The 16,842-nt window shown below is 52.4% G+C and carries 15 protein-coding genes and 1 pseudogene; 6 read left to right on the top strand and 10 right to left on the bottom strand.

The genetic code is table 11. The features are described from left to right. The first annotated feature begins 15 nt into the window (after positions 1–15). Both ACO0LB_RS02840 and hisC read left to right on the top strand, forming a co-directional pair. Entirely contained in the window at positions 16–486 is a 471-nt protein-coding gene (locus tag ACO0LB_RS02840; RefSeq protein WP_423046288.1) for a MarR family winged helix-turn-helix transcriptional regulator, read from the top strand. Positions 487–615: 129 nt separating this feature from the next. Beyond that, on the top strand, positions 616–1,677 hold the full coding sequence (gene hisC / locus ACO0LB_RS02835) for a histidinol-phosphate transaminase (RefSeq protein WP_423046286.1): 1,062 nt from the start codon (positions 616–618) through the stop codon (positions 1,675–1,677). A gap of 274 nt (positions 1,678–1,951) precedes the next feature. On the opposite strand, the gene ACO0LB_RS02830 is transcribed toward hisC, so the two are convergent. From ACO0LB_RS02830 to ACO0LB_RS02815, 4 genes and pseudogenes are all read right to left on the bottom strand, one after another. Next, a complete protein-coding gene (locus tag ACO0LB_RS02830; protein ID WP_423046284.1) occupies positions 1,952–2,449 on the bottom strand; it encodes a hypothetical protein in 498 nt (165 codons plus the stop codon). Positions 2,450–2,463: 14 nt separating this feature from the next. Further along, positions 2,464–2,949 (bottom strand): asparaginase domain-containing protein, encoded by a 486-nt coding sequence (locus tag ACO0LB_RS02825; RefSeq protein ID WP_423046282.1) that lies wholly within the window; start codon positions 2,947–2,949, stop codon positions 2,464–2,466. Positions 2,950–3,189: 240 nt separating this feature from the next. Continuing rightward, positions 3,190–4,392, bottom strand: a complete 1,203-nt coding sequence (locus ACO0LB_RS02820; protein ID WP_423046280.1) for a ricin-type beta-trefoil lectin domain protein — start codon at positions 4,390–4,392, stop codon at positions 3,190–3,192. A 532-nt stretch (positions 4,393–4,924) separates the two neighbouring features. After that, positions 4,925–5,389: pseudogene (locus tag ACO0LB_RS02815) on the bottom strand (NAD(P)-dependent oxidoreductase); the annotation flags it as partial. Positions 5,390–5,441: 52 nt separating this feature from the next. Here ACO0LB_RS02815 and ACO0LB_RS02810 point away from each other — a divergent pair. Beyond that, complete coding sequence (locus tag ACO0LB_RS02810) at positions 5,442–6,218, top strand: L-asparaginase (RefSeq protein WP_423046698.1); 777 nt, start codon at positions 5,442–5,444, stop codon at positions 6,216–6,218. 61 nt (positions 6,219–6,279) lie between these two features. Here the strand turns inward: ACO0LB_RS02810 and ACO0LB_RS02805 are convergent, their stop codons facing one another. Further along, on the bottom strand, positions 6,280–6,807 hold the full coding sequence (locus ACO0LB_RS02805) for a TlpA family protein disulfide reductase (protein ID WP_423046278.1): 528 nt from the start codon (positions 6,805–6,807) through the stop codon (positions 6,280–6,282). Positions 6,808–7,167: 360 nt separating this feature from the next. On the opposite strand from ACO0LB_RS02805, the gene sugE reads away from it, so the two are divergent. After that, a complete protein-coding gene (gene sugE / locus ACO0LB_RS02800; RefSeq protein WP_423046276.1) occupies positions 7,168–7,488 on the top strand; it encodes a quaternary ammonium compound efflux SMR transporter SugE in 321 nt (106 codons plus the stop codon). A 240-nt stretch (positions 7,489–7,728) separates the two neighbouring features. Here the strand turns inward: sugE and ACO0LB_RS02795 are convergent, their stop codons facing one another. The 3 genes from ACO0LB_RS02795 to ACO0LB_RS02785 form a co-directional block, all read right to left on the bottom strand. Continuing rightward, on the bottom strand, positions 7,729–10,968 hold the full coding sequence (locus ACO0LB_RS02795; protein WP_423046275.1) for a VIT domain-containing protein: 3,240 nt from the start codon (positions 10,966–10,968) through the stop codon (positions 7,729–7,731). Further along, positions 10,943–11,176, bottom strand: coding sequence for a hypothetical protein (locus ACO0LB_RS02790; RefSeq protein WP_423046273.1), 234 nt, complete (start codon positions 11,174–11,176; stop codon positions 10,943–10,945). Before ACO0LB_RS02790 ends, ACO0LB_RS02795 begins: the two co-directional genes overlap by 26 nt. Positions 11,177–11,295: 119 nt before the next feature. Beyond that, positions 11,296–12,276 carry a D-2-hydroxyacid dehydrogenase family protein gene (locus ACO0LB_RS02785; RefSeq protein WP_423046271.1) on the bottom strand — a complete coding sequence of 327 codons (981 nt, stop codon included), beginning with the start codon at positions 12,274–12,276 and terminating at the stop codon, positions 11,296–11,298. Positions 12,277–12,657: 381 nt separating this feature from the next. Between ACO0LB_RS02785 and ACO0LB_RS02780 the strand changes: the two genes are divergently transcribed. Next, positions 12,658–14,508 (top strand): phosphoenolpyruvate carboxykinase (GTP), encoded by a 1,851-nt coding sequence (locus ACO0LB_RS02780; protein WP_423046269.1) that lies wholly within the window; start codon positions 12,658–12,660, stop codon positions 14,506–14,508. Positions 14,509–14,838: 330 nt separating this feature from the next. Here the strand turns inward: ACO0LB_RS02780 and ACO0LB_RS02775 are convergent, their stop codons facing one another. Further along, the gene (locus tag ACO0LB_RS02775; protein WP_423046267.1) at positions 14,839–15,264 is read right to left on the bottom strand and encodes a DUF2798 domain-containing protein; all 426 of its coding nucleotides are present in this window, start codon (positions 15,262–15,264) and stop codon (positions 14,839–14,841) included. A 54-nt stretch (positions 15,265–15,318) separates the two neighbouring features. After that, positions 15,319–15,636 (bottom strand): hypothetical protein, encoded by a 318-nt coding sequence (locus tag ACO0LB_RS02770; RefSeq protein ID WP_423046265.1) that lies wholly within the window; start codon positions 15,634–15,636, stop codon positions 15,319–15,321. A gap of 139 nt (positions 15,637–15,775) precedes the next feature. Here ACO0LB_RS02770 and ACO0LB_RS02765 point away from each other — a divergent pair, with 139 nt between their 5' ends. Then, on the top strand, positions 15,776–16,747 hold the full coding sequence (locus ACO0LB_RS02765) for a LysR family transcriptional regulator (protein WP_423046263.1): 972 nt from the start codon (positions 15,776–15,778) through the stop codon (positions 16,745–16,747). The last annotated feature ends 95 nt before the right edge of the window (positions 16,748–16,842 follow it).

Below are 16,842 nucleotides of genomic sequence, written 5' to 3'. Positions count from 1 at the left end.
ACAATATCTACTATAATGCGCAAATCAAATGACAATGTCAACCATTCTTTGGAGCATGGTGACCAGGATGTATTGGAATTAATTCATACCGTGATGCATCAGTACCGCTCGCAGCAGTTTCAGGCGCTGCGTCATGGCGCGCATGACATCACACATATGGAGAGCAAGGTACTGACGTATTTCGCCCGCCATGCAAACGCCACACAAAGCGATCTGGCGCGTGACAGCGGGCGTGACAAGGCACAGCTGGCGCGCCTGATCAAGGGGCTCCGGGATCGTGGATTGCTTGAAGCAATTGCCGACGAGAGTGATCGGCGTCATGTGCACTTGTCATTGACGCCGGAAGGCAATGCGATCCTGAGCGAATTGCAAACGCAGGCAACGCGATTGACCAGTAGGGCCATCGGCGGTTTCAGCCCGCAGGAACAGGCACAGTTATTTGCCTTGTTACAACGTGTAAAACAGAATCTGGATCATGCCGGCTAAGCACGACAAGCGATAACAAAAGGCCACCAAAAACAGCAACAAGCGGTGCCAGGCAGTACCAAACAAGAATCAGCGCCGTCTGCAACACGATACCGACATTTATTTTTATTATCAGGAACGAGATTCATCATGAGCCAATACTGGAGCAAGCTCGTACACGGTCTGACACCGTATGTACCCGGAGAACAACCCAAGCTGCAAAAACTGATCAAACTGAATACCAACGAAAACCCTTATCCACCGTCACCCAAGGTGCTGGAAGCGATTGCCGACGTGACATCGGCTGATCTGCGTTTGTATCCCGATCCGGGTTCTGACCGTCTGCGTGACGTGATTGCTGCCTATTACGATGTCACGCCGCAACAAGTATTTGTCGGCAACAGTTCAGACGAAGTCCTGGCGCATACCTTTCAGGCTTTGCTGAAACATGATCAGCCATTATTGTTTCCCGATATCACTTACAGTTTTTATCCGGTGTATTGCGGCCTGTATGGCATTGACTATCAGACGGTGGCGCTGGATGCGCAATTTCAGATCAATGTCGACGATTATCAGCAAGCCAATGGTGCCATTATTTTTCCTAACCCAAATGCCCCGACAGGCTGTGTGCTGGCGCTGGAACAGATAGAACAGTTACTGCAACAACATCCGGCATCGGTCGTGGTGGTGGACGAAGCCTATGTGGATTTTGGGGCGAAGACCGCAATCAGCCTGGTGCATCGCTATCCGAATCTGCTGGTCGTGCAAACCCTGTCCAAATCGCGTTCACTGGCGGGTTTGCGGGTGGGTTTGGCGGTGGGCCATGCTGATCTGATTGAAGGGCTGAACCGGGTAAAAAACAGCTTTAATTCTTACCCACTGGACAGGCTGGCAAGCGCAGGTGCGATCGCAGCATTTGAAGATCAGACGTATTTTGAACATACCTGCAAAGCGGTCATTGACACCAGAAACACGCTGACGCATGGCTTGCAGGCGCTGGGATTTGAGGTATTGCCTTCCAGTGCCAACTTTGTATTCACCCGCCATCCGGCATACGACGCGGCAACACTGGCGCAGGGCTTGCGTGAACAGCAAATCATTGTGCGGCATTTCCGATTGCCGAGGATAGAGCAGTTCCTGCGGATTTCGGTCGGTACGGATGCCGAGTGTGCCGCTTTGCTGGACGGCCTTGCGCAATTGCTCGGCACCTGAGTTCATCGCGGAGCTAGTCGCTGAGTCTGCACTGGCGTTCACGCCAATGTGCGAACCTGTATGAACCTGTATGAATTTCAGTCCTGAGTTGCATTCAACAACAACGCCGGCACTGGCTCCGCAGACAAACAGGCATGGCCAACCGCTGAAAAGAAACGCCGCCATCATCCGTTAAGCGATGATGGCGGCGTTACTCTGTTCCAGCTTTGTTCCCGCTTTGTTCTTGCTCTGTCCTGTCACGCTGACCGGATGGAGAGAGAAATACGACTTCGGCTTACTCTTCCGGCCAGACAGAAAATACCAGTTCTTCGATATTATCTTTATTGACCAGACGTTTTTTCGCTTCAGCCCAATCCGAGGGTGAGGGCACTGCTTTCTTTGTGTGGACAGGGGTATCAATCGCCATCTTGATGGCAAAGACGAAAATACCTGTCTTCACATCGGGTGCAGGGAGTTTCTGAATGATCTCGTAAATCTGGTTATCGTAATATTCGTGCACGGCAGGCTGCATGTCCAGCCAGGACGTCACTGCGCCGTCGGAGCGGATGGCAATCACCAGATAACCAGCGCTGGACGGCATTTTGACTTTTTTCAGCGATTGATAAATTCTCGATTGCAAGGTTCTGGAATAGCGTCCGAGAGTATCGACGTTAATGCCTTTTTCCTGCAATACGGCTTCTGACTGGAAAAAATAAAAGGAGTCAAAACGCGTTTCTGCTGCCAGCGTCAGGGAAGAACAACATAACAGGAGAGCTGCCAGCAGCGATTTCATTGTTGGACTTTCGATTATTTATTGACGAACACACCGGCAGTACGATTTTTCTGTACGTCATTCCACGGGAAAATTCTGCCATTCATCGCGACATGTACGCCTGCTGGCAATAGTTGCGCGGCAGCACAGGCAAATCCGAGATTGAAAAACGCATCGGAATGATCAATTTCGTAAGGAATCATGGCGCCGGTGAACACAATGGTTTTATCCAGATTGGCAGCACCCAGCACTTCGGCTGTTTCGCGCATGGTGTCGGTGCCGTGGATGATGACCAGTGCTTTTTCCGGAGCCTGCTGACATGCCTGCAAAATCGTCTGACGATGGCTATCGTCCATGTCCAGTGAATCCATCAGCATACAGATGTCGAGCTCTACAGGAACAGTCAGGCGCGCACGCTTGATCACGGCTGGTAAATGGCTGTCGGAGAAACTGAGCTTGCCTGCCAGTTCATCATAATGTTTATCAAAAGTGCCGCCGGTGGCGAGTATGCGTAAGCTCATGGTGTGTTGTCTCTGGATGATGGAATAAGTACATCGCGGGGATGTGATTTCAGCATTCTCGTGGAACGCCTGCCGCCATTGTAACGGACAGGGCCAAGGCTGAAAACTGCTACGCTATGCCACCAACAGAGCTCAGCCGCACCAGAGATGCAGGCTGAACATGATCAGGCATAAAAAACACTAAAAACCACTAGCCGAGTGTATTTGAAGAAATGCCCCGGGCAACCGTCAGGCGAACCGTCAACACGATGACGCCTGTTTTTTAACTACCCAAACCTTGGCCCAATTCACCTGATACTCCCATTGCTGTCCCGGTTGATTCGCTGCTGGAACTAACGAGGAATCGTAAGCCCAATTCCACCCGCTGTCAGGCACCCAGAAGTTGAGCACCAGACTCATATCTGTTTGTGGGACATTGGTCTCGGTGTAAATCGGGGCAGGGTTCTGGTCTTTATTGATGTACCAGGATACGCCTGCCTGACTCCACTCTATGCGCAAGGTAACGGTACCAGTCAGACCAATTTGAGAAGTAACAACATGATCGTAATTTGGCATGCTTTGCCCTGTGACGACGTACACATTCGTATTGATCTGTGGTTGAGAATCACCCCAGTAATTGGACGATAACTCAAAGTCAATTTCATCGTGCAAAAATGGCGCCTGCTGAATGAGATTGTAGGCAAATAACGATGCAACGACTCCGCCGGGTGCAGTTTGTGGCAGCACTACATTGGCTTCAAAAGCAACCGCGTCATAAGACGGTAAGCCCCATTGGTTGATGGTACCAATTTGCGCGCCTAGAAAATCCGGATTTCCCTGAGCTGCTGCCAATGGATTGAAAGTAGAAAGACACAGTTGAGCGGTGTTATTTACTACCGGAACGTAACCAATCGGAGGACTAAAATCGGCTGGATTGCGTATAGATGTTTGCCCAAAAAATGATGGATTGTTATTCGATGAAATCCATTGCGGACTTTGCCAGACAGTTCTGTCTATGTCTGCCCCATCGGAAAAATAAAATTGTTGCTCCAGTGCCCAATCAAAACCCAGCCGCCATTGCGTCAACGGCGTGTTTGATTCTGTCGAGACGTAGACTACTGGGCCACCTGACCCGCCCAATCCACTGGTTAAAAAATAGTTACTGTTCGCCACAAGAGAGAAGCCGTTCTTTGCAGTGTTATATACCCACGTTTGCAAATAGTTCTGCGCTCCTTTTGGTGCCAAGGTAACCAGACTCCCGTTCTGCAATGAATCTTGCACCACGCTCAGGCAAAGTTCCGGGGAAGAAGAGTTCAATACAAAATACCCCTCATTCGTAAAACGCCAGAGTTGAAGATCAGATGAACCTGCCTGATTCAGCACTGCAAGCTGTGCATTCGCCATCGTCTGTGCCGCAGTAACAACGCCACCAGCTATGTTTTCTATGTAATAAACAAAACTCATACGGGTTTCCCTTTTTTGGCTTTGGTAAAAAACGATTAGATTTTCAGTTTTTGTTCCTGTTTTTACAACACCTTCTACTTCTTCCTTTTCGATGGTAGCTTAACTCGATGTGTCAAAAAAGACAATTTTCTTAAAATGCCTGGACTTACACAACATTGTCCCGGCAAGGCAAGGCGACGAAGGCAGTACGTGCTTGTACAGAGTTTCGTACAATAAGGCGCCATAACGCCGCTGGCGAGGTTTTGCGTCAGTCCTAAAAGGCGTTGAAAGCCTTACACAGCTTTGTTGTGTTGAGTGATGCTGAATATCGAAACAATGTAGTCAAATGGGCAAACATCACTTCACCGACATCACAAAAGCTGCTTTTACTGAATCAAGCTCAAAAACGCTTGCGTTATCGGCATTACCGCTTCACAACGAAAAATCGGTACGTAGATTACCTCTAGTGCTGATTCAAAGTTCAGACGCTACGCCAGCACATGGCGCAACGTTTCTGATGGCGACTATGTCTGGCCTTATCCATAGCACACCGTTATCCCTGCAATAAATTGGTCGGTGTCCCGGCAGCGAAATTCAGGATGTTTTGAAACGCGGCGGCGAAGTAGAGTTCATAGCTGTCTTGTTCAACGTAGCCGATGTGCGGTGTTACGAGGACGTTTTCACGTTGCAACAGCGGGTGGTTTGGCGATACAGCCTCGGTTTCAAAGACGTCAATGGCGGCAAATCCTGGGCGGCCGGCATCGAGTGCGTGAACGAGGGCGTCTGGTGCCAGCAGTTCGGCGCGGCGGGTGTTGACGAACAGGGCATCAGGTTGCATGCGTGCCAGATCATCTGCCTGAATGATGCTGCGTGTGGCCTCATTCAGGCGCAGGTGCAGGGTGAGGATGTCGCTTTCTGCAAAAAATGCTTCGCGCGAAGCGGCGGCCTGATAGCCATCCTGTACCGCTTGTGCGCGGCTGGCTTCACTGCCCCAGACAATGACGTGCATGCCAAACGCAGAAAGGCTGAAAACTGCTACACTGTGCCGCCAATTGAAATTCCTTATTGTCATGAAACCGGTTGCTCCAGGTACTGTCATTTTTCATCACCACCGCGGTTATGGTGTACTGACGGCTGTTAATTTGCTGACGGGCTGGGTGTCGGCACGTTTTGGGCAGGAAAAACGCACGCTCGATCTGAACTTATCCACCGATGCTGTCCAGCATGCCGATGGCGAAGCGATCTTGTTCCGGCGTACGCCTCCTGAGCGCATGCCACATGCACGGCTGATGGCGATGGTGCGCGAGCTGCACGCCGCTGGCTATCAAAAGCTGTACTTGTATCACTGGCCCACGGCATCTGGCCTGCACTGGCGCTGGCAGCTGTTTACCGGCCCACGTAACTGGATGCACAGGCCGTTGCGTCAGGGTTGGTATGGCTCTGGAGCGGATTACAATATCAATCCGGTCATGGGCTGGGGTGATGCGCCGGGAGCGAGCAGCGCTGAACTGGTCGACGCTTTGTCCCGCTTTGATCCGGCAGGACTGGCGCAGGCACTGGGGCGCGACGAAGATCACACGGCGTGGTTTGCCCATGTCTGTGATGTGTTGCTGCCAAATTACGCTTACAGTCTGGGGGCAGATACGCCGGCCACGCCGATGCCTCTGCATTTACCCATCATGGCGGTCAGGCAACGTCTGCCGGAACGGCATGATGTCACGCTCAGCTACCCGCCGGGGTGGGAGCGCACCTGGAGCCAGGATACGCTGGCACGCCATCATCTGCTGCGCGCGGTGGTGAGGCATGATGTGATTCCCGGTAGCTGGAGTCTGCCGCTGGAACTGTAAATGATGCGGGTTGGTCTTAGTGCGATGCCGGTAAGGCTGCCGTCACTGGTCGGTTTCGGCATCAACCCAGCGCTTCCCACAGGTTGTCCCAGTCTTCAGACTGAAAAGTGCCCTCGCGCTTCCAGAGTAACTGGCCTTTGGGGTTGATCACAAAATGGGTAGGCTGGCTGGTGATATTGCCAAAATTATCTTTGAAACCCGGTGCATAACGCCAGACAATCGGAAATCGCTGCTCTTTTGGCACAGCAAGATTAATCAGTTGCAGATACGTCTCGTAATCTTGCTTACTGCGATCAATGTTAATCGCCAACAGCACAAAATGACGTTTGGCGTTGCCCACATAAAACTCCCGCATCAGCCTCAGATCGCGAGCGCAGAGGTTGCAGCCAGCAGTAAAAAAGCTGACCAGTAAGGTGTTCCCCGCATAATCGCTGAGTTCCAGTTTTTTGCCGTTCACATCCGTAGCACTGAGAGTCATCTGCGGCAACTCTTTCGCCGCCTGCGCCTGCACCTGTGATGCCTGACCAAGCAGAGCGACACCGGCCAGCAGACAGATTGGTAAAGCGCGAAGGAAGGAGGGGATGTTCATGGGCAATGTCTTTCTGTGCAATGAAAAGGAAAAATTAACTCCGGTAGCACTTGGTCGCAAAAGACGGAAAAAACTTACACGACCGGCTCCAGAGCAAACACGGTGCAACAACCCTATAATGCCATCTGCGCAGGGACATCAGGCTAACATCTGCACCAGCAACAGATGCAAAGCAGATGCAGATGACTGCGTCCGATATGCGCACAGCGCGTTGTTATGCGCATATCTGCCTATATCTTCCTATATCGGCTTATGGGCCCTATGTACAGTATGCGCCACAGACGTCGATACAGACACGGGGACGACCACGGCGCTCTGACCATTTTCCTGTTGGGGACGACCCCGTTGAAAGACTACACCATGAACTGGATCATTCTGATCACGGCTGGCCTGTTTGAAATCGTCTGGGCGATCGGCCTGAAATACACCGAGGGATTTTCACGCCTGTGGCCAAGCGTGCTGACGCTATTGGCGATGGCCATCAGCGTCGGCTTACTCAGCTTCGCCATGAAAAGCCTGCCTGTTGGCACCGCCTATGCAATCTGGGTCGGCGTGGGCGCAGTAGGAACGGCAATTCTGGGGATACTGCTGTTTGGCGAATCTGCCAGCATGGCGCGCCTGATCAGCCTGAGCCTGATTATCGCAGGCATCATCGGACTCAAACTGGCTGCGGCAGAGTAAAACATATACTCCCCCTCATTTTCTCATTAATCGACCGCATCACACGGTGGAATATGATGGTATTTTATATACTGGGTGGAGTATAAAAACAGCTGATAGAGCGAATTTGGATAGGCATTGGAATATGTGTCGGGGGAGGTATGAAAATATCCGCACGAACACTACGATAAAGGCACTCCGTGCATCGTCCTGAAACCCACCCAGTGCGCCAATGCCGAAGTGCCTTTCTGTTCGCCTTTCCTACTTCCCTTCCTGATCCTCGTTCATCGACGCAGGTGATACCCGTGTTGGCGGTATCGGGGAGGTCGTGGATGCCGGCGCCACGGAAGGCGCGGATGCCGATACGGATGCAGCGATCTCGAACTCACCAACCACCACGCTGTCTTTACGCCCTTTTAACCGCAACACAACCAGCTGATCCACTTGCTTGTCCGTTCCAAAACCGGTGGATAAACGCAGCATCAGCGTGGTCGCCCCGGCGAGTATCTGCTGCGTATGACCGTAAAATTGCGCTTCGACACGGTATTTACCCGGCTTGGCATGGTGCAGCGAAAACTCTTCCGGGCCATAGCCGCCAGTAAAGTCGCGAGAGATACGTCCCCCCTGATAACTCAACGGTGCGGCAAAATAGGTTTTTTCGCCATTCGGATCGGTCACCCAGAGATCAATATCCGTATTGTCGGCGTCCCAACTCAGTACCGCCCGCAAATCCAGCGGTAAATGACGCAAAAAGCGGCTGTCGATGCGCGTGGTATCCAGCGGCTGAGTGGCTGGCTGCCGGGCGATGATGGCATTCATCTCTGCCAGCGCAATCAGCTCAATATCCGGAAAACGGTCATGCCACGGATGACTGACCACGTGCCACAACTGGTCAATCGCCGCTTGCGGCTGCCCTGCGGCGGCCAGCGCCAGCCCCAGATCACGATACGATTGCGGCTCCTCCGGACTCAGACGCACGACCTGCTGTAATACCGGTATCGCCAATGCCGGCTGCTGCGCCTGCAACAAACGATATGCCAGCAGGCGCAAAATCTGGCGTTGATCCAGCTGCATTTCTGCCAGATTGGACAGGATGCGCAAACCCGTTGCCGTTTGCCCACGCTCCAGAAACAAATCCGCCGCATCCAGAAAAAAAGCACTGCTGTCGGTATAAGACGGCCTCTCATCGAAATAAATACGTTCCATCTCAGTCGGACTTGCCTCTTGCAGACGTCGATAATATGCTGCGTCGGGTTCCCATTTTTTCAGACGTATCGTCGCTGCACCACCGGCGTTATTGGACTGATTCCCAGCATCAAACTTAGCCTCCGCATTGGCATCACGCGTGGCTGGTGCCGATGTCGGTACCGGTACAGCAGCAACCCTGGCTTCCATCAACATCGGAAGCGGGGCGGGAGAGGCAGTTACAGGCGAATTTGCAGCTGCATTTGCGGATGAACGCACGAGTGAAGTTGCCGCTGGCTTAGGTAGCGGCTGCGGGCGCTGATCCTGCGGAAAAACCTTGTCCCACCATTGCTGCTTTTCGTTAAAACGCATCAGAATTTTTTCCAGATGCTGCCCCTCGCGCATGGTCTGCTCCGAGGTTTTGCGAGCAGACAAACGTTCATATTCTGGCAATAAATCCAATGGCGGCACGATGTCGTAACGGACATAATCCTGCACGCTGTCGAGTACCAGCAACGAGGTTTCTGAGGTTGGCAGTGAAAATTGCCGTCCCAGCCGCCGGATCGCGGCGCGATTCAATTCCTGTTGTTGCTGTAGTTGCGCCAGTTGCAGGCTGGCCCAGCGCGGCGCAACCGGCACCGCAGACAATAGCGCCGCCTGCTCCTCTGCGCGCCGCTGCTGGTCGCCCGTCGCCACGGTCAGACGTTGTTCCAGCGTTTTTCCTTGCGGCGTTTCCAGTTGCAACACCAGCTGACCTGATGGCGCATTCAGCAAACCAGCGATTCTGAAGCGACCTTGTTCGGGATACACCGATGCCGTCACTACCTGAGTTATCTGATCTGTCACCACGCCAGTCAACCGTAATTGGCGGGTACGCAAGGCCGTAACGATCTGCGCTGGTGACAACCGGAATAGATCAAGCAACTGCGCGCCACTGTTTTCTGCCAGCCCACGCAAGGCGGGTACATCGGCGCTGGTGCTGGCCAGCAAGGCATAGGTAGGAATGGGTGCCGCAGTAAAATAACGGCTGCCATAATTCATCATGCCATCCGAGAATAACAGCGCCAACTCGCAACCAGCCGGTGCCACGAGGGCAGCGGCATTACTGGCACCATCATAATTCAGGCTCTGCAGCAACTGGCGTAATGGCTGCCACTGGCCTTTGCGTATCGTAAAATTGCGCACCGGTTCGGCCTGATCACGACCAATCACCAGTTGCACATCCAGTTCTGGCATCGTCGCAAAGTAAGCATCCAGCGCCGCCAGCTCGCGTTCATGATCACGTCCGGCACCCGAACCGGACGCATCCCACAACAAAGCCAGCCGCTTCGGAACAGCACGAGCCGCACTCTGGGTGGCGCGGGCGGCAATTGGCACGTCGGCATAAAAATAAGAGGCTCCCTGCCACGGCTGTATCTGTACCAGCGGCTGTTCACCGGCAGTCACCATAATCTGCGGCAAACGTGCCGCAGGACTGAGATCACGCTGCTGCCATTGCAGCAAAGTCTGCTCAGCATCTTCACGTTTTTGCCAGCCGATATCGGCTGTTGGCAATACCATTTGCGGTGGTGCTTTTTGCGGCTGTAACGTTGATGACGGCCCCATCAACGCGGCACCGGAGGCAGGCAGCAACGACACTTGCCTGCCACGCACACCATGCAGATGAATGGCGACATCCAGCCTGCCTATCGCCTGTCCCAACTGCAACGGCAAGCGGTAATTCCAGTGCGCCTGTTGTTGCGGCAATGGTTGTTGTTGCGATTGCCGGGATTGCCGGAATTGTCGGGATTGCTGCGGATGATCGTTTTTTTCCAGAAGCTCATCGAGTTGCAGCTGAACTGTGCGTCGGCCTTTTGCAGGCAGCGGATATACACGCACCCGATAATGATTGCCCTGTGTTGCTTCCAGCAGCGCAGGGTCTACCCGGGCGCGGCTGACATCCTCAAAGACTTGCTGCCCACGCGCTTTATCGACCGCCACGGCGGAACGTAGTTTTCCGCCAATATCCAGCGCCAGACCACTGACCTGCTGCCCGGGTGACAGAGGAAATTCCAGTTGCCCTTCCAGCGCTCTGTCATTCGGATTATAAAAAGTCAGCTCTACCACGCTATGGGCACTGCCCCCCACAATATCGGTGCGTACCTGCACCGCGTCCAGGCGCACCGGAATGCGGGCTTCAGGGACGACCAGCACAGGTCGCAATGGTAGTGGTAGAGGGGAGCGCGGTGATAGCGATGGCAAAATGGACTTCCCGGTCACAGAATGGTGACCAGAATCGGAGGTCTGGGCATCAACAGCAGAACAATTCCATAGCATCGCTGCCGCCATCAGCAGGTACCGTAGTCCGGCTGAACGATTCATCAAGCTTTTGGTAGCCACGGTCATCCTTGTCTGAAAAAGAGGAAACATCATGCGCGGCCACCTGTTGCGCAAACCAGATCCGCACACCCGACGCCTTGAACAATAGCGGCCACACTACGGCATACAACATACAAGCACCACGCGCCAGGATTGTCAGATACAACCGGATCTCATGGCCTGACGTGTTCAGATCGTGCTGAGATCGTACAATCGTACTGATGCTCAACGAAGCAGCAAGACATCACGACGACAACATTCCCTCTTTTTTCCGACAAAATTTGTTTATTTTTGTAACTGCATCAGATTGCTGGGCGTGCCGTTGGCAAAATTGACGATGTTTTGAAACGCCGTCCCAAAATACAATTCATAACTGTCTTTTTCGACATACCCAAGATGCGGCGTCGCCAGTACGTTTTCACGTCGCAGCAAGGTATTCTGTACTGGTAATGGTTCGGTCTCAAACACATCAAGAGCGGCAAACCCCGGACGTCCGGCATCCAGAGCTGCTTCCAGCACGCCTGCTTGCAACAGTTCAGCACGGCTGGTATTGACGAATAAGGCATCCGGCTTCATCAGCGCCAGATCATCTGCGGTCACGATCCCACGAGTAGCATCATTGAGTCGCAAGTGCAAGGTCACGATATCGGCCTCAGCAAAAAACTGTGCCCGTGAAGCCGCGATCCGGTGCCCATCCTGTGCAGCCTGCACAAGACTGGCTTCGCGACCCCAGACCATGACCTGCATGCCAAATGCCTTCGCATAGCCAGCCATCAGCCGGCCTATCTTGCCATAGCCCCAGATACCGATCGTGCGCCGCTTCAAAACGCGCCCCAATTGATTATGCGCCGGATACAAAGACGACAATTGCCAGTTTCCTTCCTGTAACTGCTGCGCATAATTCGGTAATCGTCGCGACGACGCCATAATCAACGCCCAGGTCAGCTCTGCCGGCGCAGTCGGGTCGCCTGTGCCTTCAGCGATCGCGATATTGAGCGCCGCTGCCGCCTCCAGATCAATATTGCCAGACACTTTGCCAGTCTGGGACAACAACTTCAGGTGCGGTAAGCGCTCCAATAACGCGCGTGTTAAATGTGTACGTTCGCGTATCAGTACCAGTGCATCAAAAGGAGCCAGCCGGATCGCCAGTTGCCCAAGCCCTACAGCGCGGTTATTAAACACCTTGACTTCATGTTCTTTCAATAACTGAAAGCAGTCCAGATGACGCACCACATCCTGGAAATCATCGAGTATCGCAATTTTCATGAAAAATTTTCCCTGTTAATTTACATACCTGAAGTAGTTTCACTTTCACAAAACATATAACTGTGATAATAAAATTGACGTAAAGTTCGCCCCAAGCCCGATTGCACGTGTACAATGTCCGGCTACGTAGCTTTTTGATTCTTGCTTCCCGCATCATCCTGCCGGTTGCAAGAGCGTGTAATGCAGCATCTATAACGCTCATTGCGCTGAAGCCAGGATTACATTCCTGCTTCATATTATCCGACAGAACCGCCGCTATGGTGTTCGCCTTGCTGGAGCTGGATTTTTCCAACTGTGCTCGCATCGACTGACAATCTAACGACGATCCTGCCGTGCCGCTACACCGGAATTTTTTATTGAAATGGCATTGGAGGTAGTATCGTGAATCAACCTATCATGAAAGGCGTGGCCGCATTAAATGCTCCCGCCCACGTAACACATCAGAAACTGATCAACTGGGTCGCCGATATGGCGGCACTGACTAAGCCGGACACCATTTACTGGTGCGATGGCAGCCAGGAAGAATACGATCGTTTGTGCGCCCAGATGGTCGCTGCCGGCACCATGAAAAAACTGAACGAGGCAAAGCGCCCGAACAGCTATCTGGCTTGCTCTGATCCTACCGATGTGGCGCGTGTTGAAGACCGCACTTTCATCTGTTCTGAGAAAAAAGAAGACGCCGGCCCAACCAATAACTGGATGGCTCCCGCAGAAATGCGTACCACCCTGAACCCGCTGTTCGACGGCTGCATGAAAGGCCGCACGATGTATGTGGTGCCTTTCTCTATGGGTCCACTGGGTTCACCCATTGCGCACATCGGCGTTGAACTGTCCGATTCTCCGTATGTGGCAGTGAACATGCGCATCATGACGCGTATGGGCAAAGCGGTATTTGACGTGCTTGGCAGTGACGGTGATTTCGTCCCTTGCGTGCACACTGTCGGCGCGCCGCTGGCAGCCGGTCAGCAAGACGTGGCATGGCCATGTAATGCGACGAAATACATCGTGCACTACCCTGAAACCCGCGAAATCTGGTCGTTTGGCTCCGGCTACGGCGGCAATGCGCTGCTGGGCAAAAAATGCTTCGCACTGCGTATCGCCTCCACCATGGGTCGCGATCAGGGCTGGCTGGCAGAACACATGTTGATTCTGGGTGTGGAATCACCAGAAGGTAAAAAACATTATGTGGCAGCAGCTTTCCCATCGGCGTGCGGCAAAACCAACTTCGCGATGCTGATTCCAGCGATCAAGGGCTGGAAAGTCACGACGATCGGTGACGATATTGCGTGGATCAAACCAGGCCAGGATGGTCGCTTGTATGCGATCAATCCGGAAGCAGGTTATTTCGGTGTGGCACCGGGCACCAACACGGCAACCAACTCAAACTGCATGGCTTCGCTGACCGCCAATACGATTTTCACTAACGTTGCGCTGACGGATGATGGCGATGTCTGGTGGGAAGGTATGTCGAAAGAAGCGCCAGCGCATCTGATCGACTGGCAGGGCAAGGACTGGACACCCGCAATCGCCAAGGAAACAGGCGCAAAAGCGGCACATCCGAATGCCCGCTTCACCGTCGCAGCAACACAAAACCCGGTAATCGATGCCGCATGGGATGATCCAGCTGGCGTACCTATCTCTGCATTCATATTCGGCGGCCGTCGTTCCACTACCGTACCACTGGTCACGGAAGCGCGTAACTGGGTGGAAGGCGTCTACATGGCAGCGACCATGGGTTCCGAAACCACCGCTGCGGCGGCTGGTCAGCAAGGCGTGGTGCGTCGTGATCCGTTTGCGATGCTGCCGTTCATGGGTTACAACATGAGCGACTATTTCCAGCACTGGCTGGACATGGGCAAGAAAATCGAAGCCGCTGGTGCCAAACAACCAGCTATTTTCTGCGTCAACTGGTTCCGTACCGATGAAAATGGCAAGTTCGTCTGGCCTGGCTTTGGCGACAATATGCGCGTACTGAAGTGGATGCTGGATCGTATCGAAGGCGGAGCCAACGGCGTAGAAAACGTATTTGGTGTAACACCGACCTTTGGTGACCTGAACTGGGACGGCCTGCAATTCACGCAAGAGCAGTTCAACACCATCACATCGATTGATAAAACAGCATGGGAAGCAGAATTGAAACTGCATACCGAGCTGTTCGAAAAACTGGCCTACCATCTGCCAGCAGAACTCGAAGCCACTCGCGCAGCACTGGAAAAACGTCTGGCTGCGTAAGAAAGACTGATATGACGATGCCTGTTTAAATAAAGGCATTGTCATATTTGCCTCTGTTACGAACAGGTGACGTCAGTCTCTGACAAAAAACGCAAGCTCATGGCTTGCGTTTTTTTCGTTTATTTACTGTTACTTATTTTTTCTCTTTTTGTTGGATTAGCGTTACTGGTTTTATTGGCGTTGTCAGCTGTATTAGTCTCATACGTTTTCCTGTCGTTGATTGCTGATATTCGCTCGTCTGACACTGATCAGCCAGAACATCCGTCTGAGAGACGGAAAAACAAAAAAGCCACAGAAACCTGTGGCTTTTCAATTCAATACGAGTTCAGTTTAATAACGTGGCGTGACTGATTCTCTGACTCTCAAGCCACGTGCATGCGTTGCCTGTTCGGAGGCAGACATCACATCTGCCACAGTCAACCCTGGACGGCGACGTTGCACAGAAGCAGCAACAGGCTTGCTCACGCTACGTGTCAATCTGTTGACCAATGGCTTCGTCAGGTAGGCAATCGGAAAAGCGATAGGCCATGTCGTCAACCAGGCTTCCATCCATGCTGCAAAAAAGTCGTTATTGAAGCCTGCCCAGATCAGACGCATCGTCGCTGTCACAACCAAGGTAATAACGCCGGTGGTCAGGATAGTCGGCAGCATTGATGCCAGACTCTTGGAACCAGCAACTTCACGTACCGAAGGGCGTGTTGCCGCTACCTGATAAGCTTGGTATGAACGATCACCATATACGGGACTATGTTGCATGATCAGAATCCTCCGGATAAAACAGCGTACAAACAGGGATAATTAGCTTAACAATTAACCGCGGGAAGCCAGTGCGCGCAATTCTGCCGCCATGCTTGGCGATGTATGATGTACCTCATTAGCAACGCGGTGGATTGCATATAAATTACGCAGATTACGCAATGCAGATTTCTGTTCACGTGTTTTGCTCGGACGAACAGCCAATACAGCAGCACGCAACATACCGACTAACAAAGGCTTAAATGCCAGCAACATTGTGACCAAAATGCCGAAGCCGAGCAGTGGTCGTGCTGCACCTGCGATAGTGCTGATAGCAAGTTGAGCGACAGGCAGTGCGCTAGAGGCAGGGAAGGCGATATTCAGGAAATTCATGGTGATACTCCAGCTAAGATTTATTCTACAATGCTGTCATCATATTGCATTGCAACATATAATTCTAATTTTGAATCCTCATATCTACTATATCGTTTGTGAATAATTGCCTGCATCCACTTACCCGGAGACAATTTGTATGAATTTTCTGACGTTAGATTTGAATCTGTTGCGCGTTTTTGATGCAGTCATGATTGAACAAAATCTGACGCGCGCGGCGGATAAACTGGCAATGACACAACCGGCTGTGTCGAACGCATTAAAGCGCCTGCGCCATTCGCTCAACGATGAACTGCTCATTCGTACCGCCTACGGTGTTAAACCGACTCCAAGGGCGGAGGCGTTGTGGCCAGCCATCCGGCAAGCGCTGTCGAGTCTGGAAGCCGCTATTGCTCCAACAACATTTGATGTATCGAAATCCCAGGTGACATTCCGGATGGCGATGGCAGATGCGACAGCCGCACTCTGGATGCCAACGCTGGTCAGAGCCATAGAACAGGATGCACCGGGTATTAATGTCCGCATGGTGCCATTGACGACACGTGAACCGCGCCCGATGCTGCTACGCGGCGATATCGATGTCGCGGTAGGTTTTTTCCCCGGTGTGGTGGCGCAGATGGCAGGAGGACAAGTGGCATCCAATGCCATCCGTCACGAACGTCTGTACACGGGTCATTATGTATGTGTGATGAGTAAAAATCATCCCCTTGCCAACAGCAAACTGACTGTCGATGATTATTGTGCTGCCAAACACCTGACCGTCAGTTTTTCTGGTCGGGCAAATGGGCTGGTCGATGAAGCTTTACAAAAAATGGGCCGTGAAAGGCGTATTTTGCTGACAGTTAACCAGTTTTTCACTGGTGGCCGTGTGGTGGCAAATTCTGATCTGCTGACAGTGTTACCGCGTCATCTGATTTCAGCAACGGGGATGACCGACGCGCTAATCTGGAAAGAAGTACCATTTGACATGCCTGAAGTACATATTGATTTGCTCTGGCATGAACGCGACAGCCGCAGCCCTGCACATAAGTGGCTGCGGGATAATCTGATCAATATGACACACTCTGACCTCGTTCCTGAACTCGAACACAGCCTTCAGCTTGATACCTGAGCGCGAACTGTGTATGTTCATGCTAACAGTGCCTGTCTTTCCTGTGGATAAGACAGGCGCTCAGATGATGGCTACTCTTGCTGCATCATCCGGAA

Origin of the sequence: Undibacterium sp. SXout7W (genome assembly GCF_049339385.1) — a bacterium.
Classification (GTDB): domain Bacteria; phylum Pseudomonadota; class Gammaproteobacteria; order Burkholderiales; family Burkholderiaceae_D; genus Undibacterium.
Note: the sequence above shows the minus strand (reverse complement) of the source record. Positions and strands in the feature narration are given on the sequence as shown.